22 protein-coding genes and 2 tRNA genes are annotated in these 23,646 nt (G+C 60.2%); 13 read left to right on the forward strand and 11 right to left on the reverse strand.

Annotation, left to right across the window (positions count from 1 at the left end; genetic code table 11):
- Positions 1-42: 42 nt before the first annotated feature.
- Genes murI through hemA form a run of 5 tightly spaced genes read right to left on the reverse strand, consistent with a single transcriptional unit; the run spans position 43 to position 4,768 of the window.
- The gene (gene murI / locus ACA066_RS24225) at positions 43-834 is read right to left on the reverse strand and encodes a glutamate racemase (protein ID WP_497696931.1); all 792 of its coding nucleotides are present in this window, start codon (positions 832-834) and stop codon (positions 43-45) included.
- The gene (locus ACA066_RS24230) at positions 827-1,582 is read right to left on the reverse strand and encodes a molybdopterin-synthase adenylyltransferase MoeB (protein ID WP_497696932.1); all 756 of its coding nucleotides are present in this window, start codon (positions 1,580-1,582) and stop codon (positions 827-829) included. Before ACA066_RS24230 ends, murI begins: the two co-directional genes overlap by 8 nt.
- Positions 1,576-2,406, reverse strand: a complete 831-nt coding sequence (gene prmC / locus ACA066_RS24235; protein ID WP_497696933.1) for a peptide chain release factor N(5)-glutamine methyltransferase — start codon at positions 2,404-2,406, stop codon at positions 1,576-1,578. The genes ACA066_RS24230 and prmC overlap by 7 nt, the downstream gene beginning before the upstream one ends.
- Positions 2,403-3,482 carry a peptide chain release factor 1 gene (prfA, locus tag ACA066_RS24240; protein WP_497696934.1) on the reverse strand — a complete coding sequence of 360 codons (1,080 nt, stop codon included), beginning with the start codon at positions 3,480-3,482 and terminating at the stop codon, positions 2,403-2,405. The genes prmC and prfA overlap by 4 nt, the downstream gene beginning before the upstream one ends.
- The gene (gene hemA / locus ACA066_RS24245; RefSeq protein ID WP_084320413.1) at positions 3,479-4,768 is read right to left on the reverse strand and encodes a glutamyl-tRNA reductase; all 1,290 of its coding nucleotides are present in this window, start codon (positions 4,766-4,768) and stop codon (positions 3,479-3,481) included. The genes prfA and hemA overlap by 4 nt, the downstream gene beginning before the upstream one ends.
- A gap of 272 nt (positions 4,769-5,040) precedes the next feature.
- Between hemA and ACA066_RS24250 the strand changes: the two genes are divergently transcribed.
- The 8 genes from ACA066_RS24250 (at position 5,041) to ychF (ending at position 11,961) form a co-directional block, all read left to right on the forward strand.
- Positions 5,041-6,765 (forward strand): tetratricopeptide repeat protein, encoded by a 1,725-nt coding sequence (locus ACA066_RS24250; RefSeq protein WP_497696935.1) that lies wholly within the window; start codon positions 5,041-5,043, stop codon positions 6,763-6,765.
- A 4-nt stretch (positions 6,766-6,769) separates the two neighbouring features.
- Entirely contained in the window at positions 6,770-7,387 is a 618-nt protein-coding gene (gene lolB / locus ACA066_RS24255; RefSeq protein WP_497696936.1) for a lipoprotein insertase outer membrane protein LolB, read from the forward strand.
- 2 nt (positions 7,388-7,389) lie between these two features.
- Positions 7,390-8,241 carry a 4-(cytidine 5'-diphospho)-2-C-methyl-D-erythritol kinase gene (ispE, locus tag ACA066_RS24260; protein ID WP_497699951.1) on the forward strand — a complete coding sequence of 284 codons (852 nt, stop codon included), beginning with the start codon at positions 7,390-7,392 and terminating at the stop codon, positions 8,239-8,241.
- A gap of 36 nt (positions 8,242-8,277) precedes the next feature.
- Positions 8,278-8,352, forward strand: a tRNA-Gln gene (locus ACA066_RS24265).
- 45 nt (positions 8,353-8,397) lie between these two features.
- Positions 8,398-9,339 carry a ribose-phosphate pyrophosphokinase gene (locus ACA066_RS24270; RefSeq protein ID WP_003208392.1) on the forward strand — a complete coding sequence of 314 codons (942 nt, stop codon included), beginning with the start codon at positions 8,398-8,400 and terminating at the stop codon, positions 9,337-9,339.
- A gap of 141 nt (positions 9,340-9,480) precedes the next feature.
- On the forward strand, positions 9,481-10,083 hold the full coding sequence (locus tag ACA066_RS24275; RefSeq protein ID WP_497696937.1) for a 50S ribosomal protein L25/general stress protein Ctc: 603 nt from the start codon (positions 9,481-9,483) through the stop codon (positions 10,081-10,083).
- A 169-nt stretch (positions 10,084-10,252) separates the two neighbouring features.
- Positions 10,253-10,837, forward strand: coding sequence for an aminoacyl-tRNA hydrolase (gene pth / locus ACA066_RS24280; protein WP_008037207.1), 585 nt, complete (start codon positions 10,253-10,255; stop codon positions 10,835-10,837).
- A gap of 23 nt (positions 10,838-10,860) precedes the next feature.
- Positions 10,861-11,961, forward strand: a complete 1,101-nt coding sequence (ychF, locus tag ACA066_RS24285; RefSeq protein ID WP_008011955.1) for a redox-regulated ATPase YchF — start codon at positions 10,861-10,863, stop codon at positions 11,959-11,961.
- A gap of 144 nt (positions 11,962-12,105) precedes the next feature.
- Here ychF and ACA066_RS24290 read toward each other — a convergent pair whose 3' ends face one another.
- Positions 12,106-13,368 carry an MFS transporter gene (locus ACA066_RS24290; RefSeq protein ID WP_497696938.1) on the reverse strand — a complete coding sequence of 421 codons (1,263 nt, stop codon included), beginning with the start codon at positions 13,366-13,368 and terminating at the stop codon, positions 12,106-12,108.
- 438 nt (positions 13,369-13,806) lie between these two features.
- On the opposite strand from ACA066_RS24290, the gene ACA066_RS24295 reads away from it, so the two are divergent.
- Both ACA066_RS24295 and ACA066_RS24300 read left to right on the forward strand, forming a co-directional pair.
- On the forward strand, positions 13,807-15,864 hold the full coding sequence (locus tag ACA066_RS24295) for a methyl-accepting chemotaxis protein (RefSeq protein WP_497696939.1): 2,058 nt from the start codon (positions 13,807-13,809) through the stop codon (positions 15,862-15,864).
- A gap of 116 nt (positions 15,865-15,980) precedes the next feature.
- A tRNA-Met gene (locus ACA066_RS24300) sits at positions 15,981-16,057 on the forward strand.
- A gap of 282 nt (positions 16,058-16,339) precedes the next feature.
- On the opposite strand, the gene ACA066_RS24305 is transcribed toward ACA066_RS24300, so the two are convergent.
- Positions 16,340-17,449, reverse strand: a complete 1,110-nt coding sequence (locus ACA066_RS24305; RefSeq protein WP_497696940.1) for a DUF2817 domain-containing protein — start codon at positions 17,447-17,449, stop codon at positions 16,340-16,342.
- 151 nt (positions 17,450-17,600) lie between these two features.
- Between ACA066_RS24305 and ggt the strand changes: the two genes are divergently transcribed.
- Complete coding sequence (gene ggt, locus ACA066_RS24310) at positions 17,601-19,433, forward strand: gamma-glutamyltransferase (protein ID WP_497696941.1); 1,833 nt, start codon at positions 17,601-17,603, stop codon at positions 19,431-19,433.
- Positions 19,434-19,506: 73 nt separating this feature from the next.
- Here the strand turns inward: ggt and ACA066_RS24315 are convergent, their stop codons facing one another.
- The 3 genes from ACA066_RS24315 to ACA066_RS24325 are packed head-to-tail and all read right to left on the reverse strand — an operon-like array spanning position 19,507 to position 21,631.
- Entirely contained in the window at positions 19,507-19,851 is a 345-nt protein-coding gene (locus ACA066_RS24315) for a gamma-glutamylcyclotransferase family protein (protein ID WP_497696942.1), read from the reverse strand.
- A 33-nt stretch (positions 19,852-19,884) separates the two neighbouring features.
- Entirely contained in the window at positions 19,885-20,979 is a 1,095-nt protein-coding gene (gene ddlA / locus ACA066_RS24320) for a D-alanine--D-alanine ligase (RefSeq protein ID WP_497696943.1), read from the reverse strand.
- 10 nt (positions 20,980-20,989) lie between these two features.
- Positions 20,990-21,631 (reverse strand): LysE family translocator, encoded by a 642-nt coding sequence (locus ACA066_RS24325; protein WP_497696944.1) that lies wholly within the window; start codon positions 21,629-21,631, stop codon positions 20,990-20,992.
- Positions 21,632-21,785: 154 nt separating this feature from the next.
- On the opposite strand from ACA066_RS24325, the gene ACA066_RS24330 reads away from it, so the two are divergent.
- Both ACA066_RS24330 and ACA066_RS24335 read left to right on the forward strand, forming a co-directional pair.
- Positions 21,786-22,595, forward strand: coding sequence for an AraC family transcriptional regulator (locus ACA066_RS24330; protein ID WP_497696945.1), 810 nt, complete (start codon positions 21,786-21,788; stop codon positions 22,593-22,595).
- A 76-nt stretch (positions 22,596-22,671) separates the two neighbouring features.
- Complete coding sequence (locus ACA066_RS24335) at positions 22,672-23,040, forward strand: cupin domain-containing protein (RefSeq protein WP_497696946.1); 369 nt, start codon at positions 22,672-22,674, stop codon at positions 23,038-23,040.
- Between the two features lie 4 nt (positions 23,041-23,044).
- On the opposite strand, the gene ACA066_RS24340 is transcribed toward ACA066_RS24335, so the two are convergent.
- Positions 23,045-23,644 carry a flavin reductase family protein gene (locus ACA066_RS24340; RefSeq protein ID WP_150654027.1) on the reverse strand — a complete coding sequence of 200 codons (600 nt, stop codon included), beginning with the start codon at positions 23,642-23,644 and terminating at the stop codon, positions 23,045-23,047.
- Positions 23,645-23,646: the final 2 nt, after the last annotated feature.

Below are 23,646 nucleotides of genomic sequence, written 5' to 3' on the forward strand. Positions count from 1 at the left end.
TCAGAAGTTCACCCCAATTATTCGTTTGCCGCTGGATTTTGTTTATCCCTTGAAGCTTTGCACAACGCCAGCGGTATTCCACAGGATTGGCAAGATATTTGCGAAATGTTCCGGATCGGCACTCGTCCAGAATTGCGCTGCGCGAGCAGGCCCGTCAGCGAGCAATTCGCGCTCGGCCAACAAACGTTGAAGCTGACGTGCCACCGCGGCCCCTGTGTCGATCAGGCTGATGTCCTCAGGGATCATCTGCTTAAGCAACGGCTTTAGGAAGGGATAATGCGTGCAGCCGAGAATTATCGTGTCGCAGCCGGCGGCGAGCAGCGGCCCGACATACCTGGCAAGCAACTCACGCAGGGCGGGACTGCGCAAATCGCCGTTTTCAATCAACTCCACCAGCCCCGGGCACGGCTGAGTGATCACCCGTACATCAGTGGCGAAGCGGTCGAGTAACGCGGCGAATTTGGCACTCTGCAAGGTGCCGGTGGTGGCGAGCACACCGACCACTCCGCTGCGGGTAGCGGCTGCAGCCGGCTTGACCGCGGGCTCCATGCCGACGATGGGCCAGTCTGGATAATCGCGCCGCAAATCCGCAACGCCGGCGACCGTTGCCGTGTTGCAGGCCAGCACCAGGGCCTTGGCGCCCTGCTGCTGAAAGAAATCGGCCATCACGCTGCAACGCTGCTGGATGAATTCCGGGGTTTTCTCGCCGTAGGGAATATTTCCGCAATCGGCGAGGTACAGCAGCGTTTCGTTGGGTAGCAATCGCTGGATCTCGGCCAGCACCGAGAGCCCACCGACACCGGAGTCGAACACGCCAATCGGCGCTTCACGCATGTTTCGGTCCACAGACGCTGCAACCCGGATCACGCTTGACCCGCAGCTCGCGAAAACGCGAACCCAAGGCATCAATCAACAACAACCGTCCCACCAGCGGCTCGCCGAAACCCACCAGCAGTTTCATCGCCTCCAGCGCCTGGAGGCTGCCGACCAGCCCAACCAGCGGACCGACGACGCCGGCTTCACTGCACGTCAGTTCGGCTTCGCTGCCGTGCCCATATAAACAGTGGTAGCACGGACTTTCCGGGCGACGCGGGTCGAACACCGACAATTGCCCTTCGAGGCGAATCGCCGCGCCACTGACCAACGGCTTGCCCGCGACCACGCATGCGGCGTTGACCGCTTCGCGGGTGGAAAAATTGTCGGAGCAGTCCAGCACCAGATCCACGGCGGCAACCGCTGCCGCCAAAGAATCTTCGTCCAGCGCAGTGCGATGGGCGACTAAGGTGATCTCGGGGTTGATTGCGCTCAGTCGGCGAATGGCCGAATCGACCTTGGTCTGACCGACGCTGTCGGTGTCGTGAACGATCTGGCGTTGCAGGTTGGTCAGGTCGACGGTGTCGAAGTCCGCCAGATGCAGCTCACCGACGCCAGCCGCGGCGAGGTAAAGCGCAACCGGTGAACCGAGACCGCCAAGACCGACGATCAATACGCGGCTTTCTTTCAGTCGCAACTGACCGTCGATGTCGACGTGCTGCAACAGAATCTGCCGACTGTAGCGCAACAATTCCTGATCATTCAGCACGGCAGGCGCCCCAGGCTGATCCGTTGGTGACCGCCCAGATCGGTGCGGCTGTGGACTTCTGCAAAGCCGCGGGTCTGTAGCAGATCGCGCACGGCCTCGGCTTGATCATAACCGTGTTCGAGCATCAACCAGCCGCCCGCTTCCAGGTAATCCGGCGCCTGGTCGACGATCAGGCGCAAATCGTCGAGCCCGTCGATACCCGCTACCAAAGCGCTCGCCGGCTCGAAACGCACATCGCCTTCCACCAGATGAGGATCGGTCGAAGCAATATAAGGTGGATTGCTGATGATCAGCTGAAAACGCTGACCTTCCAGCGCGCTGAACCAATGGCTGCTCAGCACGGTGGCATTGTTCAGGTGCAGGCGCTGACGATTGCGCTCGGCCAGGGCCACGGCTTCAAGCACGCGATCCACGGCAGTGACGCTCCACGCCGGACGTTCACTGGCCAGGGCCAGGGCGATGGCGCCGCTGCCGGTGCCAAGATCGAGGACCTTGGCGGATGTGCCGGGCAACAATTCCAGCGCGGCCTCCACCAGCAATTCGGTGTCCGGGCGCGGGATCAGCGTGTGCGGCGCGACTTCCAGATCGAGTTTCCAGAACCCTTGCTGGCCGAGAATGTACGCCACCGGCTCTCCGCCACGACGGCGTTGCAGGTACTCGGCAAATTTCAGCGCGGCATCGCTCGGAACGATGCGCTCCGGCCAGGTGTGCAGAAAACTGCGGGACTTGCCCAGCGCCGCCGCCAGCAGCAATTCGGCATCCAGACGCGCCGTCGGCGAGTCGGGTAAATCAGCGGCGCGCAACAGACTGGCAATGATCGTCATTCGATGGCCGCCAGTTGGTCAGCTTGATACTCGGCCAGCAACGGCTCGATCACCGCATCGACACCGCCCGCGAGGATTTCATCGAGGGAATACAGCGTCAGGTTGACCCGGTGATCGGTGACCCGGCCCTGGGCAAAGTTATAGGTACGGATCCGCTCCGAGCGATCCCCCGAACCCACCAGCAATTTACGCTCGCTGGCGATGGCATTGGCGGCGGCGCTGGTCTGCTGATCATTGAGTTTGGCCGACAACCAGGACATCGCCCGGGCGCGGTTCTTGTGCTGGGAACGTTCTTCCTGGCACTCGACGACGATACCGGACGGCAAGTGCGTGATGCGGATCGCCGAGTCGGTCTTGTTGACGTGCTGACCACCGGCGCCGGAGGAACGATACGTGTCGACCCGCAAATCCGCCGGGTTGATCTCGATCGCTTCCTGTTCGTCCGGCTCGGGCAACACTGCCACGGTGCAGGCGGATGTATGGATGCGCCCCTGGGATTCAGTGGCCGGAACCCGTTGCACGCGGTGCGCGCCGGATTCGAATTTCAGCTTGCCGTAGACGTTGTCGCCTTCAACCCGCGCGATGACTTCTTTATAGCCGCCGTGCTCGCCGATGTTCTCCGAGAGAATTTCCACCCGCCAGCCACGCCGCTCTGCGTAACGCGAATACATGCGGAACAGGTCGCCGGAGAAAATCGCCGCCTCGTCACCGCCGGTGCCGGCACGGATTTCGAGAAACACGTTGCGCCCGTCGTTCGGGTCCTTGGGCAGCAAAAGCCGTTGCAGGCTGGCTTCGATCTCGATCAGTTGCTCCTTGGCTTCGCGAACTTCTTCCACGGCCATTTCGCGCATGTCCGGGTCGCTGTCCTTGAGCAGGGCCTGGGCGCCTTCGAGGTCGCTTTGCACCTTGAGCAACTGTTTATAGGTGTCGACAATCGGCTCGACTTCCGCGTACTCCTTGGAATAGGCGCGGAATTTGTTCTGATCGGAAATGACCTCGCCATCGCCAAGCAAGGCGGTCAATTCCTCGAAACGGTCCTGGAGGATGTCCAGCTTATTGAGCAGTGACACTTTCATTGCGGTTTTTTATCCGAAAAGCTATCCGATGAGCCCTCACCGAGGGCAAAGAGTTCCTGGGCCATGGCCAGTGCGTCGAGGCGACCTTCGGCAGAGAGCTTTTTCAACTGCACGCTCGGTGCGTGCAAGAGTTTGTTGGTCAAGCCACGCGCCAATTGCACCAGCACGTCTTCGGCGCTGCTGCCGTTGGCCAGCATCCGTTGGGCCTTCTGCAGTTCTTCGTCACGCATGCGCTCGCTTTGTTGGCGATAGGCCTTGAGCACATCCACCGCCGCCAGTTCGCGCAGGCGGATCATGAAATCTTCGGCGCCCACCGAAACCATCTCTTCCGCCGCTTGCGCAGCGCCCTGACGGCTCTTGAGGTTTTCGGCGACCACTTCGTGGAGATCGTCGACGCTATAAAGGTAAACGTCGTCCAACTCGCCGACTTCAGGCTCGATATCGCGCGGTACGGCGATGTCCACCATGAAGATCGGCTTGTGCTTGCGCAGCTTCAAGGCACTTTCCACCGCGCCTTTACCGAGGATCGGCAACTGGCTGGCGGTGGAACTGATGACGATGTCGCTGCGCACCAGTTCGGCCGGGATGTCCGAGAGCAACACGGCATGGGCGCCAAACTGTTCGGCCAGAATGCTCGCGCGTTCCAGGGTGCGGTTGGCGACGACAATGCGTTTTACGCCGAGCTCATGCAGATGACGGGCGACCAGGGTGATGGTCTCGCCGGCGCCGATCAGCAAGGCCTGGCTGCGTTGCAAGTCACTGAAAATCTGTTTCGCCAGACTGACCGCGGCAAACGCCACGGACACCGGGTTTTCGCCGATGGCGGTATCGGTGCGCACTTGCTTGGCCGCATTGAACGTCGCCTGAAACAGACGCCCGAGCAACGGACCGATGGTGCCAGCCTCGCGGGCCACGGCGTAACACGATTTCATCTGGCCGAGAATCTGCGGTTCGCCCAACACCAGCGAATCGAGCCCGGAGGCGACCCGCATCATGTGACGAACTGCCGCATCATCTTCATGCACATAAGCGCTCGCGCGCAGCTCGTCGAGGCTCAAATGGTGATAATCGGCCAGCCAGCGCAGCACGATGTCAGCCGAAAGGTGATCCTGTTCTATATAGAGTTCACTGCGATTGCAGGTGGAGAGGATCGCAGCTTCGCGGCTGTCGGTGAGTCGGCAGAGCTGCTGCAAGGCCTCAACCAGCTGCTCAGGGGTAAAGGCCACGCGCTCGCGGACGTCTACTGAAGCAGTCTTGTGGTTAATACCGAGTGCAAGGAAGGCCATTCAAGGTCGCTGATGGTGACGTGAAGCCGGCAATTGTCCTACTTCGACAGAGCCAGAACAACTACCGCTGACTATTGTCCTGGTAGCTTGCGCTTATAAAGGCTTTCTGTAGGAGCGAGCTTGCTCGCGATGGTCGTTAACGATAACGCGGGTTTTCTGGATAAACGCGTCGCCCTCAGGTTCTTCGCGAGCAAGCTCGCTCCTACAGGTTATGTTTGGCCGAAGGCTTGTGTCATGATGATCCGACCGCAGGTTAGTCGTCCTCTTCCTATATGAATAGATCTTCCGCGTTGCTCCTCGCTTTTGTCTTCCTCAGCGGCTGCCAGGCTATGGCGCCCGTTTCGCCGGACGGTACGCCGCCGGTCGAAGACAGCACTCCGGCCCCTGAAAAGCCCAAGGTTTACAGCTCATTCAGTGAAGAAACCGTCTTCAGTCTGTTGAGCGCCGAACTGGCTGGCCAACGCAATCGTTTCGACATTGCGCTGGACAACTACGTGACCCAGGCCATCAATACCCAGGATCCGGGCATCTCCGAGCGGGCGTTTCGCATCGCCGAGTACCTGGGCGCCGACCAGGCCGCCCTGGACACCGCGCTGATCTGGGCGAAAAACGCCCCGGACGACCTCGAGGCGCAACGGGCTGCCGCCGTGCAACTGGCGCGCGCCGGGCGCTATGACGACTCCATGGTGTATATGGAGAAAGTCCTGCAAGGCAAGGGCGACACGCATTTCGACTTCCTTGCCCTGTCCGCGGCCGATACCGATCAGGAAACCCGCAACGGCCTGATGAAAAGTTTTGACCGTTTATTGCAGCGCCATCCGCAAAACAGCCAGCTGCTTTTCGGCAAGGCCTTGTTGATGCAACAGGACGGCGACAGCAAAGGCGCGCTGGCCTTGCTGGAAGACAACCCGCCGGACGACGGTGAAATCGCCCCGATTCTGCTGCGCGCACGCTTGCTGCAAACCCTCGATCGCGGCGATGAAGCGTTGCCGCTGCTGCAAAAAAGCATCAAGAAGTACCCGGACGACAAGCGCCTGCGCCTGACGTACGCCCGCATGCTGGTCGAACAGGACCGCATGGACGACGCCAAAGCCGAGTTCTCGAGCCTGGTTCAGCAATACCCGGAAGACGACGAACTGCGATATTCCCTGGCGCTGGTGTGCCTGGAAGCCAAGGCCTGGGACGAGGCCAAGGGTTACCTCGAAGACCTGATCGCCCGGGAAAACCATGTCGACTCGGCCCATCTGAACCTTGGTCGCATCGCTGAAGAGCGCAACGATCCCCAGGGTGCACTGATCGAGTACGCCCAGGTCCGCCCGGGCAACGATTACCTGCCGGCGCAATTGCGTCAGGCCGATATCCTGATGAACAACGGCAAGACCGCCGAAGCGCAAAGCCGTCTGGCGAGCGAACGCGATGAGCAGCCCGATTATGCGATTCAGCTGTATCTGATCGAAGCCGAAACGCTGTCCGCCAATAAACAGGGGGACAAGGCCTGGAATGTTTTACACAAGGCCTTGCAGCAATACCCGGACGATCTGAATCTGCTGTACACCCGCGCCATGCAGGCGGAAAAACGCAACGACCTGGCGCAGATGGAAAAAGACCTGCGCCTGATCATCAAGCGCGACCCGGACAACGCGATGGCGCTGAACGCCCTCGGTTACACCCTGTCCGATCGCACGACGCGTTACGCGGAAGCCAAGGCCCTGATCGAACAGGCGCACCAGATCACCCCGGAAGACCCGGCGGTACTCGACAGCCTCGGCTGGGTGAATTTCCGCCTGGGCAATCTCGATGAAGCCGAGCGATATCTGCGCCAGGCACTGGATCGCTTCCCCGATCAGGAAGTCGCGGCTCACCTGGGTGAAGTCCTGTGGGCCAATGGCAAGCAACGGGAAGCCAAGCAAATCTGGGGCAAGTTCCTCAAGGCACAACCCGACAGCCCAATCCTGCGCGGCACCATCAAGCGCCTGACCGGATCAGAGACTCTTTAAAATCATGTTTTTGCGCCACTTCATCGTTTTCAGTTTTATCGCCCTGCTCGCCGGTTGCGCGGGCTTCGGTGCCCGCGAATCGGTTCAGGGCCAGGGCGACGCCGGCCTATGGCGCATTCACAAAGAGCAACTGACCAGCCTCGACGGCTGGCAGATCAACGGCAAGATCGGCATCCGCGCGCCAAAAGACTCGGGCAGCGGCACACTGTTCTGGCTGCAGCGCCAGTCGTATTACGACATTCGCCTTTCGGGCCCTCTGGGTCGTGGCGCCGCACGCCTGACCGGACACCCCGGAAAGGTCTCGCTGGAAGTCGCCAATCAGGGACGCTATGAAGCGCCGACGCCGGAAGTGCTGCTTGAAGAACAGCTCGGCTGGAAACTGCCGGTGTCGCATCTCGCCTGGTGGGTCCGCGGACTCCCGGCGCCGGACAGCAAAAGTCGCCTGACACTCGATGCCGACAGCCGCCTGGCCAATCTGGATCAGGATGGCTGGCAGGTCGAATACCTGAGTTATGCCGAGCAAAACGGCTTCTGGCTGCCCGAGCGGATCAAACTGCATGGCACCGACCTTGACGTCACGCTGGTGATCAAGGAATGGCAACCTCGCAAACTGGGGCAATGAACATGACGGCCCCACGCTTGACGTTGCCCTCCCCGGCCAAACTCAATCTGATGCTGCACATCCTCGGCCGCCGTGAAGACGGTTACCACGAGTTGCAGACGATTTTTCAGTTTCTCGACTACGGCGATGAAATCACCTTCGCTGTGCGCGACGACGGTGTAATCCGACTGCACACTGAATTCGACGGTGTGCCTCACGACAGCAATCTGATTGTTCGAGCCGCGAAAAAACTTCAGGAGCAATCCGGTTGTTCGCTCGGCATCGACATCTGGATCGAAAAAATTCTGCCCATGGGCGGTGGCATCGGTGGCGGCAGTTCAAATGCCGCGACGACTTTGCTCGGCCTGAATCATCTCTGGCAACTGGGCTGGAATGAGGATCGGCTGGCCGCACTGGGCCTGACGCTGGGCGCCGACGTCCCGGTTTTCGTGCGTGGCCACGCGGCTTTTGCCGAGGGCGTGGGGGAGAAACTGACCCCTGTAGACCCCGAAGAACCGTGGTATCTCGTGCTTGTGCCGCAAGTATCTGTAAGTACAGCAGAAATTTTTTCAGATCCACTGTTGACACGTAACTCTCCTCCCATTAAAGTGCGCCCCGTTCCCAAGGGAAACAGTCGAAATGACTGCTTACCGGTGGTAGCAAGGCGTTATCCAGATGTACGTAACGCATTGAATTTGTTAGGTAAATTTACCGAAGCAAAACTCACCGGAACTGGAAGTTGTGTGTTTGGGGGCTTCCCAAGCAAAGCTGAAGCTGATAAAGTCTCGGCCCTTCTTACAGAGACCCTTACAGGGTTTGTAGCAAAAGGAAGCAACGTTTCGATGTTGCATCGCAAGCTGCAAAGTCTGCTCTAAAGGAACCGAATACTGGGTATTCGTTGCAACAGATACAGGGGCGTCGCCAAGCGGTAAGGCAGCAGGTTTTGATCCTGCCATGCGTTGGTTCGAATCCAGCCGCCCCTGCCATTTTCTATACTCATCCAGGTTACCCTCAGCCTCTAGGTACTGCGCGTGTCCAAGATGATGGTCTTTACGGGGAATGCTAACCCCGATCTGGCTCGGCGTGTCGTACGTCAGCTGCATATCCCTCTCGGTGACATCTCTGTCGGCAAGTTCTCCGACGGCGAAATTACTGCCGAGATCAATGAAAACGTCCGCGGTAAAGATGTCTTCATTATTCAGCCGACTTGCGCTCCGACCAACGATAACCTGATGGAACTGGTAGTGATGGCTGATGCCTTCCGCCGCTCCTCGGCTACTCGTATCACTGCTGTTATTCCTTACTTTGGTTATGCCCGTCAGGATCGCCGTCCGCGTTCCGCACGTGTGGCTATCAGCGCGAAAGTCGTTGCTGACATGCTTACCGTAGTCGGCATCGACCGTGTTCTCACGGTTGATCTGCATGCTGACCAGATCCAGGGTTTCTTCGATATTCCGGTAGATAACATCTACGGCTCCCCGGTTCTGGTGGATGACATTGAAGATCAGCGCTTCGAAAACCTGATGATTGTGTCCCCGGACATTGGCGGCGTCGTGCGTGCACGTGCTGTTGCCAAATCCCTGGGCGTGGATCTCGGGATCATCGACAAACGCCGTGAGAAAGCCAATCACTCTGAAGTGATGCATATCATCGGTGATGTCGAAGGGCGTACCTGTATTCTGGTCGATGACATGGTCGATACCGCCGGCACTCTGTGCCACGCGGCAAAGGCTTTGAAAGAGCATGGCGCTGCCAAGGTTTTCGCCTACTGCACACACCCTGTGCTGTCCGGTCGGGCGATCGAAAACATTGAAAATTCCATGCTGGACGAACTGGTGGTGACTAACACCATCCCGTTGTCCGCTGCTGCTCAAGCCTGCTCGCGTATCCGTCAACTGGATATCGCGCCGGTAGTTGCCGAAGCGGTCCGCCGCATCAGCAATGAAGAATCGATCAGCGCGATGTTCCGTTAAGGGCCCTGCCCTTCTCGAACATCTCGTTGACGAAAAGCGCCCCGCCCCGGCATTCCTGTCGGGGCGGGGCTTTTTTGCCCATATCGCCTTTAGCGCTGGTCGCAAACGCTGGGGCGAATGTGGTTATTTTGGAGATACAACATGAACGATTTTACTCTGAATGCTGAAGTGCGTTCCGACCTGGGGAAAGGTGCGAGCCGCCGCCTGCGTCGTCTCGCAAGCCTGGTACCAGCTGTAGTTTACGGTGGCGAAAAAGCCCCTGAATCCATCAGCATGCTGGCTAAAGAAGTTGCCAAACTGCTCGAAAACGAAGCGGCTTACAGCCACATCATCGAGCTGAACGTTGGCGGCACCAAGCAAAACGTAATCATCAAGGCTCTGCAGCGTCACCCGGCCAAAGGCCACGTGATGCACGCTGACTTCGTACGCGTAGTTGCCGGCCAAAAGCTGACCGCTATCGTTCCAGTGCACTTCATCAACGAAGAAGCTCCGGTCAAGAAAGGCGGCGAAATTTCGCACGTTGTTGCTGAAATCGAAGTTTCCTGCCTGCCGAAAGACCTGCCTGAATTCATCGAAGTCGACCTGGCTAACGCCGAAATCGGCTCGATCATTCACCTGTCCGACCTCAAAGCCCCTAAAGGCGTTGAGTTTGTTGCTCTGGCACACGGCGATGACAAGGCTGTTGCCAACGTCCACGCTCCACGTGTTGCTCCAGAAGCTACTGAAGAAGGCGCAGCAGAGTAATTTCACTCTGTTCGCCGGAGTGACCGGAAACATCGCGGACTAGAGCGTAGCGAGAAAGCGGGCGAGAACGCGGAGTTTACATAATGGTAAATGAGCACTTGTCGTCCACTTTCGCCGCACTCCCTGATTGCGGCGATGTTATCCACCACTCCAAGGAAGGGCCCCTATCGTGACTGCCATCAAACTGATCGTTGGCCTGGGAAATCCAGGCGCTGAATACGAACAGACCCGGCATAACGCAGGGGCCCTTTTTGTTGAGCGCATCGCGAACGCACAAGGCGTAAACCTTGTGGCGGATCGCAAATATTTCGGCCTGACCGGGCGCTATTCGCATCAGGGTCAGGATGTTCGTCTGCTGATTCCCACCACGTACATGAACCGCAGCGGCCAGGCCGTGGCGGCACTTGCCGGCTTCTTTCGCATCAAGCCGGAAGAGATACTTGTGGCGCACGACGAACTCGACCTGCCTCCGGGCGTTGCCAAACTCAAACAGGGCGGCGGCCATGGCGGTCACAACGGGTTGCGCGACATCATCGCGCAACTGGGCAATCAGAATACCTTCTACCGCTTGCGGCTTGGCATTGGCCACCCGGGCGTAGCCAGTATGGTTTCAAATTTCGTCCTGGGTCGTGCGCCACGCGCCGAACAGGAAAAACTCGATGCCAGCATCGACTTTGCCCTCGGCGTGCTGCCGGATATCCTCGCCGGGGAATGGAACCGCGCGATGAAAAACCTGCACAGCCAGAAGGCCTGACTCTACTCCTCGGGGAAAACACCATGGGATTCAATTGCGGCATCGTCGGCCTGCCTAACGTCGGCAAGTCCACCCTGTTCAACGCCCTGACCAAATCCGGGATCGCGGCCGAGAACTTCCCCTTCTGCACCATCGAACCGAACACCGGTATCGTGCCAATGCCGGATCCACGACTGGAAGCCCTGGCGGCCATCGTCAATCCAAAGCGCATCCTGCCGACCACCATGGAATTCGTCGACATCGCGGGCCTCGTTGCCGGCGCCTCGAAAGGTGAAGGCCTGGGCAACAAATTCCTCGCCAACATCCGTGAAACCGATGCCATCGCCCACGTGGTCCGCTGCTTCGAAGACGAGAACGTGATTCACGTCTCCAACAGCGTCGACCCAAAACGTGACATCGAAATCATCGACCTGGAACTGATCTTCGCCGACCTCGACAGCTGCGAGAAGCAACTGCAGAAAGTCGCCCGTAACGCCAAGGGTGGTGACAAGGACGCCGTTGTCCAGAAGGGCCTGTTGGAGCAGTTGATCGCTCACTTCACCCTCGGCAAACCTGCGCGCACCCTGATGAAAAACATGGGTGCCGACGACAAGGCGGTGATCCGTGGCTTCCACCTGCTGACCACCAAGCCGGTCATGTACATCGCCAACGTCGCTGAAGACGGTTTCGAGAACAACCCGCTGCTGGACATCGTCAAAGCCATCGCCGAAGAAGAAGGCGCCATGGTGGTTCCGGTCTGCAACAAGATCGAAGCTGAAATCGCCGAGCTGGAAGACGGCGAAGAAAAAGACATGTTCCTCGAAGCCCTGGGCCTCGAAGAGCCTGGCCTGAACCGCGTGATCCGCGCCGGCTACGAGATGCTGCACCTGCAGACTTATTTCACCGCCGGTGTCGAAGAAGTCCGCGCCTGGACCGTCCGCGTCGGTGCCACCGCACCACAAGCTGCTGGCGTGATCCACACCGACTTCGAAAAAGGCTTCATCCGCGCCGAAGTCATCGCCTATGACGACTTCATCCAGTACAAGGGCGAAGCCGGCACCAAAGAAGCCGGTAAATGGCGTCTGGAAGGCAAGGATTACATCGTTAAAGACGGCGACGTGATGCACTTCCGCTTCAACGTCTAAGTTTTTCAGAACGAAGCACCCGCCCAAGAAAAAGCCGCGTTTGATACGCGGCTTTTTTGTGCCTGAGATCGGGGCGACACCCCGATCCTGTAGGAGCGAGGCTTGCCCGCGAATGCCGTTACGCGGTTTGCCAGGAACACCGCGTCATCGTTCTTCGCGGGCAAGCCTCGCTCCTACAGAGTTACGGTGTTCAGGCCTTTGGGTTCTTGGCAGGAAGATCGCCAACACACCCAACAACGGCAGGAACGAGCACAGGAAGTAAACGTACTCAATGCCGTGCACATCCGCCAGATACCCCAGCAACGCCGCGCCAATCCCGCCGAAACCAAACATCAGCCCAAAGAACACCCCGGCAATCATCCCGACATTCCCCGGTACCAATTCCTGCGCATACACCACGATGGCCGAGAACGCAGAGGCCAGGATGAAGCCGATCACCACGCTGAGAATGCTGGTCCAGAACAGGTCAACATGCGGCAGGATCAGCGTGAACGGCGCAACGCCCAGGATTGAAAACCAGATCACCGCCTTACGCCCGATCTTGTCGCCGATCGGCCCACCGAAGAACGTCCCCGCCGCCACCGCCCCCAGGAACAGGAACAAATGCAGCTGCGAACTGGCCACCGACAGGTCGAATTTCTCGATCAGGTAGAAGGTGAAGTAGCTGGTGAAACTGGCCATGTAGAAGTACTTGGAGAACACCAGCAACCCGAGCACCACCAGCGCACTGATGACCCGGCCCTTCGACAAGCCATGCGTCGCCGCCTGACCTTGCTTGAGCTTGAACAGGTTCAGGTGATTGGCGTACCAGCGGCTGATCCGGTAGAGCACGAACAGCGCAAACACCGCGAACAACCCAAACCATGCCACATGGCCCTGACCGAACGGAATGATGATCGCCGCCGCCAGCAACGGACCGAAAGCGGAGCCCGCGTTACCGCCGACCTGGAAAGTCGATTGCGCCAGGCCAAAGCGGCCACCCGAAGCCAGCCGCGCCACGCGAGACGCTTCCGGGTGAAAGGTCGACGAGCCGATGCCGATCAACCCCGCCGCCAGCAGAATCAATGGAAAGGTGCCGACCACCGACATCATCAAAATGCCGATCAACGTGCACACCGTCCCGGCCGGAAGCAGCCAGGGTTTTGGATGGCGATCGGTGTGGTAACCGACCCACGGCTGCAACAGCGAGGCGGTCAGCTGGAAGGTCAGGGTGATCAGGCCGACCTGGGTGAAGGTCAGGCCATAGTTGGCCTTGAGCATCGGGTAAATCGAAGGCAGCACCGACTGAATCAGGTCGTTGATCAAATGCGCCAGCGCCACGGCGCCGATGATGCGCATGACCAGAGGGCTGCTTTGTGAAGTCGCGAATGCCGGCGTCGCGCCGGTCTGGGCATTGCTGATAGCCATGGGAATTTCCGTACAGCAGATGGGGGCACACGGGCAGGTGCGTCAATGTGCCATTTTTCAGTGCAGCAGCGCCATCCCCTTAGCCAGCTAACGAACTAAATGCCCCCTTCCTGTAGGAGCGAGCTTGCTCGCGATGGTCGTCAATGATGACGCTGGGCATCTGACACACCTCGGCGTTCTTTCGACCATCGCGAGCAAGCTCGCTCCTACAGTCAAGTCCCGGTAATAGCGCAACGCCATGGTCTGAATCTTGCCTTCTTTATCCCCTTCAACGCGGCGCCCTTACAAAGGGCACCGAGAATGGGAAGTTTCGCTACAAAGTCGGCCTACAGAGCTGACGAGGGTGAATTTTCGAGGCCTTTAAAAAGGGCACGAGTCGCGGTCACAACGACCTCGACGCACGCGATTGGTGCGTGGTGTCCAGAGGAGTCATGGGGCATGCAGTTTTTTTTATCTCCGGGGATCGGGTTGCTGGGGCGTTTCGGCTTCGCCCGCAAGTTTCAGCTGTTGTTTCTGCTGTTTATCCTGCCACTCGCGGGCAGCCTGCTGATGATCGGCCAGGACTATCGCGCCAAACTGAACCTGATTTCCGGCGAGCGTGCCGGGGTCCGGCAACTGCTCGCGCTGGATGCGCTGGATAACCTGCTCGCCGCCCAGCGTGACCGCGCCGCGCGCTGGCGTGCCACCGAGACCAATCGCCAGCCGACACCGGCCACTCTTGCGGCGATGGCTGCGTTCGATGCAGTTCAGCCGGCAGTCGCCCAGGCCACCACGGACCTTGGCAACGCGTTGCAAACCGAAGGCGCCGAGGGCGAAACCCTGGCCCGCTATCAAGCCCTGCAAACCGCCCTCAATGGCCTCGACTCGAAAAGCCTGAGCAGCGTCGGCTGGTGGCCGGACGGTTACGATCGTTTCACCAATGCCTTGAGCGCTCTGCAAGCCTTGCGTGAACAGATCGCCATGGACAATCGTCTGACGCTGGCACCATGGCTGGAAACCTACCTGCTGACGCAGATCTCGACACAACACGCGCCGGACCTGATCGAGCGAGTCGGCCGTCTGGCCAGCGTCGGCCAGGCGTCGGTGGTGTCCGGTCAGTTCACGCTGCAAAGCCGTCTGCAACTGCGCGACCTGCGCAGCCGCATCGGCGACGCCCGCGAGCAATTGGTGAAAACCGCCACGCTGCTGGAAGCACGTCTGCCCAGCGCCTTGCAGACCTGGGCCGGGCAATACCATGACAGCCTCAAGCACCTCGATGCAGAGCTGAAAGTCCTTGATGACGGCGTGTTTGGCGGCAGCATCAAACTCAAGCCCGAGGAGTTCGAACGCAGCCTCGACAGCCTGCTCACCGACCTCGCTTCGTTGCGTCAGCAGTCGTTGGTCTCGTTGGATCAGCGTCTGGATTACTACCACGGCTCGGCGATCCGCCAGTTCATTGTGGTGGCGGTGATCTTTGGTTGCCTGCTGCTGGCCGCGTTGTACCTGTTTATCTGCTTGCAGGCCTCGATCCGTCGCAGCGCCAGCGGCATCACACTGCTGGCCGAAGCCCTGCGCGACGGCAATCTGAGCCTGCAAGTGCCGGTTGAGGGTCGCGACGAATTGGCGGCGATCAGCACCGCGCTCAACGTCGCCGTGGTGCAACTGCGCAACAGCCTGTTGGGGGTCGATCACGAAACCCTGCAACTGAGCAACGCGGTGCGCACGCTCAACCATCATTCCAGTGGTGCGTTGGGCGAGGTCGAAGCGCAGCAATTGCAGATCAGTCAGATCGCCGCGGCGGCAACGCAATTGGCCGCCACTTCCCAAGGCGTCGCCCAGAGTTGCGAACAGGCTTCCGGCAGCGCCCAGCACACCCAACGCATTGCTGCCGACAGCAGCCGTGACAGCCAACGCACCACCGCGAGCATTCAGCAGCTCAACCAGCGTTTGAACGACACGGCGGCGGCACTCGGACGGGTCAGCGAACAAGGCCAGCAGATTCAACTGGTGGTCGACACCATTCGCGGGGTCGCCGAGCAGACCAACCTGTTGGCGCTCAACGCGGCCATCGAAGCCGCTCGTGCGGGTGAACAGGGTCGAGGCTTTGCGGTGGTGGCCGATGAAGTGCGCAGCCTGTCGCAACGCACCCAATCGTCCACTGCGCAGATCGCCGGCACCGTCGACAGCCTGCGTAACACAGTGAATGAAGCCGTGAGCCTGATGGAAGCCGCCTGCGGCCAGGCGCAATCCGATGCGCAAGCGGTCACCGGCCTCGGCGAGCGACTAGGGGAAATCGCCAGCGCCGTGCAGAGCGTCACCGACACCCTGGCGCAGATCGCCACGGCGGTCGACGAGCAAGCAACCACTGCCGACGAAGTCAGCGGCAACATCCAGCAAGTCGATCAGGCGGCGGTGCGCTTGCTTGAAGGCGCACGGGCGGTGAACCTGGCAGCGGACACCTTGAGCCAGGGCAGCAAGGCCTTGAGTGCCAATACCGGGAGATTCCAGCTCGGTTGACGCCCTCCCCCAGTCCGGTTTTTCGGCTCAGATGGATAAGCGGTTGAAAGCGTAGAGAAATATTTTAGATTTACGCTTGACGCATCTGCATTACCGGTGAATAATGCGCGCCACTTGGCTACATAGCTCAGTTGGTTAGAGCATAGCATTCATAATGCTGGGGTCCGGGGTTCAAGTCCCTGTGTAGCCACCAAGTACTAAAAACGGCTTACCGAAAGGTAGGCCGTTTTTTTATGCCCGGAGAAAACTGCACAGATTCTTTGGCCGACACAAAACCTGTAGGAGCCCGGTTTGCCGGCGATGAGGGCCTCGAGCCTTGTATCGACTGCGAGCTCGCCATCGCTGGCAAGCCAGCTCCTACACGGGTATGTGTCGTGCGCGAACTCTTTGCCCGACACAAAACCTGTAGCAGCCGGCTTGCCGGCGATGGCAGCCTGACAGGCACCACAAAACCTCAGCCGGGCCACGACGTCGGTCAGGAATGCATCACCGGCAACGCCGACAACGCCCGTTCCCATATCTGCCACGTACGCAACCAGACCATCGCCTGCCAGTCGCTGTCGGCGGGATAGAACTGCTCCAACAGATTCAGTTTGATTTCACGCCCTACCGCATCACTCGGATTGCCGTGCAGATGCAACCAATGGTCGTCGCGCAAATGACGATGAACCTCGGCCCCCGGATAAGTCCCGCACTCGATCACGAAGGGCATCAGACGCACCAGCGGCAGCGCGTCGATCAGCGCCTGCGAGGTGTAGCCGGTGGCCGTCGCAGCCACGCCGGTTTCGCTCAGCGTGTCGGCGCCGGTCAGCAGCGTGTAGAGCCACGGTCCATAGATCGCCTGCGCATCCGGCAACGCTGGATAAGCGGACTCGGTGATGGTCAGCAACATCGGATGGCCGTACTCCCCGGCACCGGTGTGCAAGTCGAAGCACATCGCGATATCGGCGTGAGCGACATGCTTTTGAAGGATCTGGTGCAACGTGCGGTTCGACCAGCTCGGCGCCCGCCCACCGTAAAACAGACCGTCGGGATGACTGTGCTGGCCGCCCTCGACAATCGACATCACCGCCGGCCAGCCGTGTTTGTGGATCTGTTGATTAAGCAGCGCATCGGCGCGATCACGCTCGGGGCCTGTCAGCTCAGTGCAGGCATAGATTTCATGCAGCGCGGCGTAGGCCTGATTGTCCGGCAGCGGATGTTCGAAGTTCAGGTGATTGCGGTTGAGATCGATGTTGTCTTCGTTGACCCGGCGCAGCCACGCCGTGCCCCAGGGATTGATCAGATGGACAAACACCACCGCGACATCGGCCGGCAATGAACGCTTGCCCAACTCCTGCATCCACTTGATCTGACAGCCCGAGCCATAGAAGCCTTCGACCCCGTGAGTACCACTCAGCGCGATCAGCAAGCGCTTGGCGGCCGAGTCACCGAGCACCGCCACATCGGTGCTTAGAGGTTCACCGAACGGGCCTTTGAGCGGGTGCGGATACTCGGTCAATGTCGCGCCGGCCGCATTCGCTGCTGCCAGAAACTGTTCACGCTGAGCGCCATAGCTCGGCTGTGCGGGGAAGTCGGTCTGCATGTCTGCCTCTTGTTGATCTTCTGACTCGTCTGCTGCCCTTGACCCTACAGAAAATCCGTCAATGGATGAAGGACAATAACGTCCCATGTTTGCGTCACTGGCTATCGGCCGATAAAGTCCCCTGACCTTTCCCACGGACGGAGTGCCGCGCGTGTTCACAGCCTTTCACTGGAATCGCTATCGCCTGTCAGCCCTTTCGCTGATTGCCAGCGCGTTGACCCTTGCAGCGTGCAACGCTCCGCCCGCGTCGACATTGCCGCTCGCACCGGAAACCACCTCGGGCTATCGCACCGACCTGCAGACCCGGCACGCCTCCAAGCATATGGCCGCAGCAGCGAATCCGCTCGCGGCAGACGCCGGCCGGGAGATGCTGCGTCAGGGCGGTTCGGCGATTGACGCCGCTATTGCAATGCAAGCGGTGCTGACGCTGGTCGAGCCGCAATCCTCAGGTATCGGCGGTGGTGCGTTGATCGTACTCTGGGACGGCAAAACCGTGCGCACCTACGACGGTCGTGAAACCGCGCCGGCCGGCGCCACCGAGAAGCTGTTCCTGCAAGCCGACGGCAAACCGATGCCGTTCACTCAGGCGCAGATTGGCGGCCGTTCCGTAGGCACGCCCGGTGTGTTGCGGGCGCTGGAACTGGCCCATCAGAAACACGGGCGCCTGCCATGGGCGCAGCTGTTCGAGCCGGCGATCAGACTCGCGGAGCAAGGTTTCCCCATCTCGCCACGCCTGCATCAGTTGATCGCGTCGGATTCGTCCATGCAGCGCTCGCCAGACATGATGGCGTATTTCCGGAACGCCGATGGTAGCCCGAAAGCCGTCGGCACCCCACTGAAAAACCCGGCGCTGGCCGCCGCGTTCAAACGCATCGCCAAGGAAGGTCCTGATGCGTTGTACAAAGGCCCCATCGCGCAGGAAATCGTTGCCAAGGTTCAGGGCCACGCCAACCCCGGCAGCCTGTCGCTGAACGATCTCAATGGCTATTACGCCAAGGAACGCGCGCCGCTGTGCACCGATTACAAGCGCTGGCAGGTCTGCGGCATGCCGCCGCCGTCGTCGGGCGGAATCGCCGTAGCGCAGATCCTCGGCACCTTGCAGGCGCTGGAAACCCGCGACCCGCGTTTCGCCCTGGCCCCCTTGAAACCGGTCAAGAGCACCCTCCCCGCAGGCATCGAACCGGCCCCTGAAGCCGTGCACCTGATCTCCGAAGCCGAACGCCTCGCTTACGCCGACCGTGCACAGTACGTCGCCGACAGCGACTTCGTACCCGTCCCGGTCAAAGGTCTGGTGGACCCGACTTATCTGGCCAGCCGCGCCGCCCTGATCGGCGATCGCAGCATGGGCACGGCCAAACCCGGCACGCCGCCGGGCATTCAGGTCGCCTATGCGCCGGACCGTTCGCCGCTGCGCATTTCCACCTCGCAAGTGGTGGCGGTCGATGACTTGGGCGGTGCGGTGTCGATGACCACCACAGTCGAATCCGCATTCGGCTCGCACCTGATGGTTCATGGTTTTCTGCTCAACAACCAGATGACCGACTTCTCGTTCATCCCCGAAGAAAACGGACAGAAAGTCGCCAACCGCGTCGAACCCGGCAAACGCCCGCGCTCATCCATGGCGCCCACCCTGATCTTCGACCGCCAGAGCGGTGAATTCCTCGCCACCCTCGGCTCCCCCGGCGGCTCGCAGATCATTGAATACGTCGCCAAATCCACCGTCGGCCTGCTCGACTGGAACCTCGACCCGCAAACCGCCATCAACCTCCCCAATTTCGGTAGCCGCAACGGCCCGACCGAGCTGGAACAGGGGCAGTTCAGTGCGGAGACGATTCAGGCGCTGAAGGACAAGGGGCACAGCGTGACCGAGATCGACATGACCAGCGGCACTCAGGCAATTGTCCGGGTCAAGGATGCTCAGGGGAACGCTTCACTGGCGGGTGGGGCGGACCCGCGGCGCGAGGGGGAAGCGTTGGGGGATTGAGTCGTACGCAGCAAGGAAAGGGCTTACCGGGTGGTAGGCCCTTTTTTTTGATCACCGCAGACGCATTGAGCAACTACACGCTCACATACACCCACGCTTCAATCCCGGACTCCAGCACCACGCTGACGCGCTTGTAATCCGAGACTTCATAACTGTCGGCAGCAGCCAACTCCTCGGCCGTGATCTGAAACACCATCCCCGGAATCGGCGCGCTGTTCTCGTTGCCCGGACGGAGGATCGGATGGTGCGTCTTGCCGCTGGTGGCCAGCACCTCGGGATCGGTAATTTCCACCCACGCCTGCTCGTAACCCAACATCGCGTCGGCACTGCCGATCAGCTCACGCCCGAAGTTGGCCAGTTGCACGGCTTTGTCCTGCAAGGTGCCGTAGGAAAACAGATACACCGTTGAATCGCTCATCCCAAAATCCTTGATTGAATAGTCGCGCGCAGCCTAGCGAGAAATCTTCAGTGCCTGCCGCGCCTTGTGCTTTTCCAGCGCCAGCTCGATCAGACGGCTGACCAGTTCGCTGTAGGTCATGCCGGTGGCCTGCCACAGTTTGGGGTACATGCTGATGCGGGTGAAACCGGGCAGCGAGTTGATCTCGTTGATCAGCACTTCACCGCTGTCGGTCAGGAACACATCGACCCGCGCCAGCCCGGAACAGCCCAGCACCTGAAACGCCTCGACGGCCAGGGCACGAATGCGCTCGCTGGCTTCGCTGCTGATGTGAGCCGGAACCACCACTTCAGCGGCCTGTGCGTCGATGTACTTGCTGTCGTAGGAATAGAACCCACTGCGTACGACGATTTCGCCACAGCCGCTGGCGACGGCGTCTTCGTTGCCGAGCACCGCGCATTCGATCTCGCGGCCGCTGACGGCGGATTCGACCAGCACTTTCTCATCGAAACCCAAAGCCAGTTCGACTGCAGCCGTGTACTCGGCTTCGTCGTTGACCTTGCTCACGCCCACCGAAGAGCCCTGGTTCGCCGGTTTGACGAACAGCGGCAGGCCGAGCTTACCCTGGACCTCGGCGAACCCGGTGCGCGCCGCCGTGGCGCGGGTCAGGGTCACGAACGGCGTGACCGCCAACCCGGCATCACGCAGCAGGCGTTTGCTGATGTCCTTGTCCATGCACACCGCCGACCCGAGCACATCGGAGCCGACAAACGGCAGATCGGCCATGCGCAGCAACCCTTGCAGGCAGCCGTCTTCACCCAGGGTGCCGTGGACGATCGGGAAGATCACGTCGACGTGGCCCAGCAGTTCCTGACTCGAGGTTTCCACCAGTTGCTGACTGGCCTTGCCCGGCACCACGGCGAGTTCGCGGTTGGATTGGTTGAGGGCGATCAGCGCCGGGTTTTCCTGGTTGAGCAGGAAGTTCGACGGATCGTTGAGGTGCCAATGGCCCTGTTTATCGATGCCGATCAGTACCGGTTCAAAGCGCGACCGGTCCAGCGCGTCGACGATGTTTTTCGCCGATTGCAGCGACACTTCGTGCTCAGCCGAACGGCCGCCAAAAATAATGCCTACCCGCAGTTTGCTCATTCAGAATTCCTCAACGATTGGCCACCAGATGCGCACCGAACAGTAAGTAGCAACTGCCGGCAAAGCGATCCAGCCATTTACGCGATCGCTCGTAAGCGCCCGCCATCCGGCGACTCGAAAACAGCAGCGCAACGCCGCTGTACCAACTGAAGGACAAGGTCGCCATGGTCAGCACGGCCAGCGCCAGCAACATCGGCGGTATGGTCGCGGGCATGGCCGTCGCAAAGATGGTTGCGACGAACAAGGCGGATTTGGGGTTGGTCATGTTGCCCAGAAAACCCTGGCCATACACCGACAGTAACGTGCGCCCTGCTCCGTCAATCGAGCCGGACTTGCCCGCAACAACGGGCGATTTACGCCTGAACTGCTTCAAGCCCAGATAGATCAGGTAACAGCCACCGGCAATCTTGAAGCTCAGGTAAAGCGTCGGCGCCGCGCTGAACAGCGACTTGATGCCCAGCCCGCCTGCCAGCCCCCACAGCACAGTGCCAGTGGCCACGCCCAGTGCCGCCACCACGCCGTGGCGCTTGGATTGACTGGCGGCCAGTTGCGCGATGTTGAAGAAGTTCGGCCCCGGCGTCACCACCGCAACCGTCCACAACAGCGCCAGCGACAACAACGGTGCGGCGTAGCTCAGGTGGGAAATTTCCATGATGTGGGTCGCCTTCTTGGCTTCAGAGGATGTGCCACACAGTGCAACATTTGCCTTCGATTTTCTACTCGCGCGCGGCCTTCCATCGGCCAGAAGACAGACGACCGGTCACTGGGTTAACGTGATCTGTATCGAGCTCCAGGCAACGTTCACCATGACCAGGCACCCACCGCGCAATGACTGGTTTCACCGCGCGCCCGATATTGGCGGGCTACAGCGGTTCGAGGCGTTCTTTGCCGGCCATGGCTACGATCTGCACCGCCACGACACCTACGCCATCGGACACACCCTCGCCGGCGTGCAGCGTTTTCAGTACCGCGGCGGCTGGCGCCACAGCCTGCCCGGCGGGACGATGGTGCTGCACCCGGACGAAATCCACGATGGCGAAGCCGGGACCGAGACCGGCTTCCAGTACCGGATGATGTACATCGAACCGGCACTGATTCAGCAGATGCTCGGCGGTCAGCCGCTGCCCTTCATCAAGAACGGCTTGTCGACCGATCCACGCCTGTTCGCCGCCACCGAAGTCCTGTTGCGCAGCCTCGACTGCCCCCTCGAACCACTGGAAGAGCAGGACGCGCTGTTCGATCTGGCGCAAGCCTTGAACTGCGCTGGCGGAGTCACTGCCAGGCCTTCAAGCTTCGACTACAGGGCTGCGGAGCGCGCGCGGGAATACATGCACAGCGCACTGGATCGCACCGTGACGCTGGAAGAACTGGCGCACCACAGCGGCCGGGATCGCTGGAGCCTGTCGCGGGATTTTCGCCTGTTGTTCGGCACCAGCCCTTACCGTTACTTGACCATGCGCCGTCTCGACCTGGTTCGTTCGTTGCTGATTCAGGGCCAGTCGCTGGTCAGCGCCGCGCTGATCGCCGGCTTCACCGATCAGAGCCACATGACCCGCCAGTTCAGCAAAACCTACGGTTTGTCCCCAGCGCGCTGGATGAAAATGCACCGCCGCTGAGCCACGCACAATCGTACAAGAAGCACGCTGCTGCGCTGGCTATCGTGGTTTCACGATCAACCACGAGAGCTGCTCCATGAAAGCCTACGAAAGCCTGAATTTCGCCGAAAAAATCTCCCGGATCGACGCGCACTGGACACCGCGGATCATCGCCGAAATGAACGACTACCAGTTCAAGGTGGTGAAGCTGCTGGGGGATTTCATCTGGCATGACCACCTTGATACCGACGAAGCCTTCATCGTTCTCGAAGGCCAGTTGCGCATCGATTTTCGCGATGGCCACGTGCTGGTGAACGCCGGCGAAATGTATGTAGTGCCCAAGGGGGTCGAGCACAAACCGTTCGCCGGGCAGGAGGTGAAGCTCCTGCTCATCGAACCCCGGGGCGTGTTGAACACCGGCAGCAATGGCGGCGAGCGCACGGCTGAGAATGACGTTTGGGTGTGAAGTCTTACGGCTGTAAGGTCTTGCCGTCCACCGGATCACCGATTGTCAGGAAATGCCCGCCTGCCACGTGATGCAAGGTGCGCAACGCATCGTGCCCCTCGAAGTGCCAGCGACCGTCGCTGAACACACGCTCGTCCGCCTGAGCGGCGATCACTTCGGCCAGGAACAGATCGTACTGTTGGTGGTTACCGGGCTCCGGCAGCAGTCGGCATTCCAGCCAGGCCACGCAACCTTCGAGCATCGGCGCATCGATCAGCTCGCCGCTGAAAGTCTGCAAATCATAGGTCTGGAATTTGTCCCGGCCCTGGCCCTGAGTCAGCTCCAGCCCGGACGTCGAACCAACGGTTTGCACGATATCGGCCTGGGCGGCGCAGGGTACATTCAGCACAAACGTGCCCGACGCTTCCAGCAGTTGCCGGGTCCAGGTGGACTTGTCCAGCACCACGGCAATTTTCGGCGGCTCGAAATCCAGGGGCATGGCCCAGGCCGCCGCCATGATGTTGCGCTGCCCGTCATGGGCCGCGCTGACCAGTACGGTCGGCCCATGATTGAGCAGGCGATAAGCCTTGGACAAGGGAACCGGGCGGCGGTGGGAAGCGCTCATGG

This window comes from Pseudomonas sp. LBUM1651 (assembly GCF_059716135.1).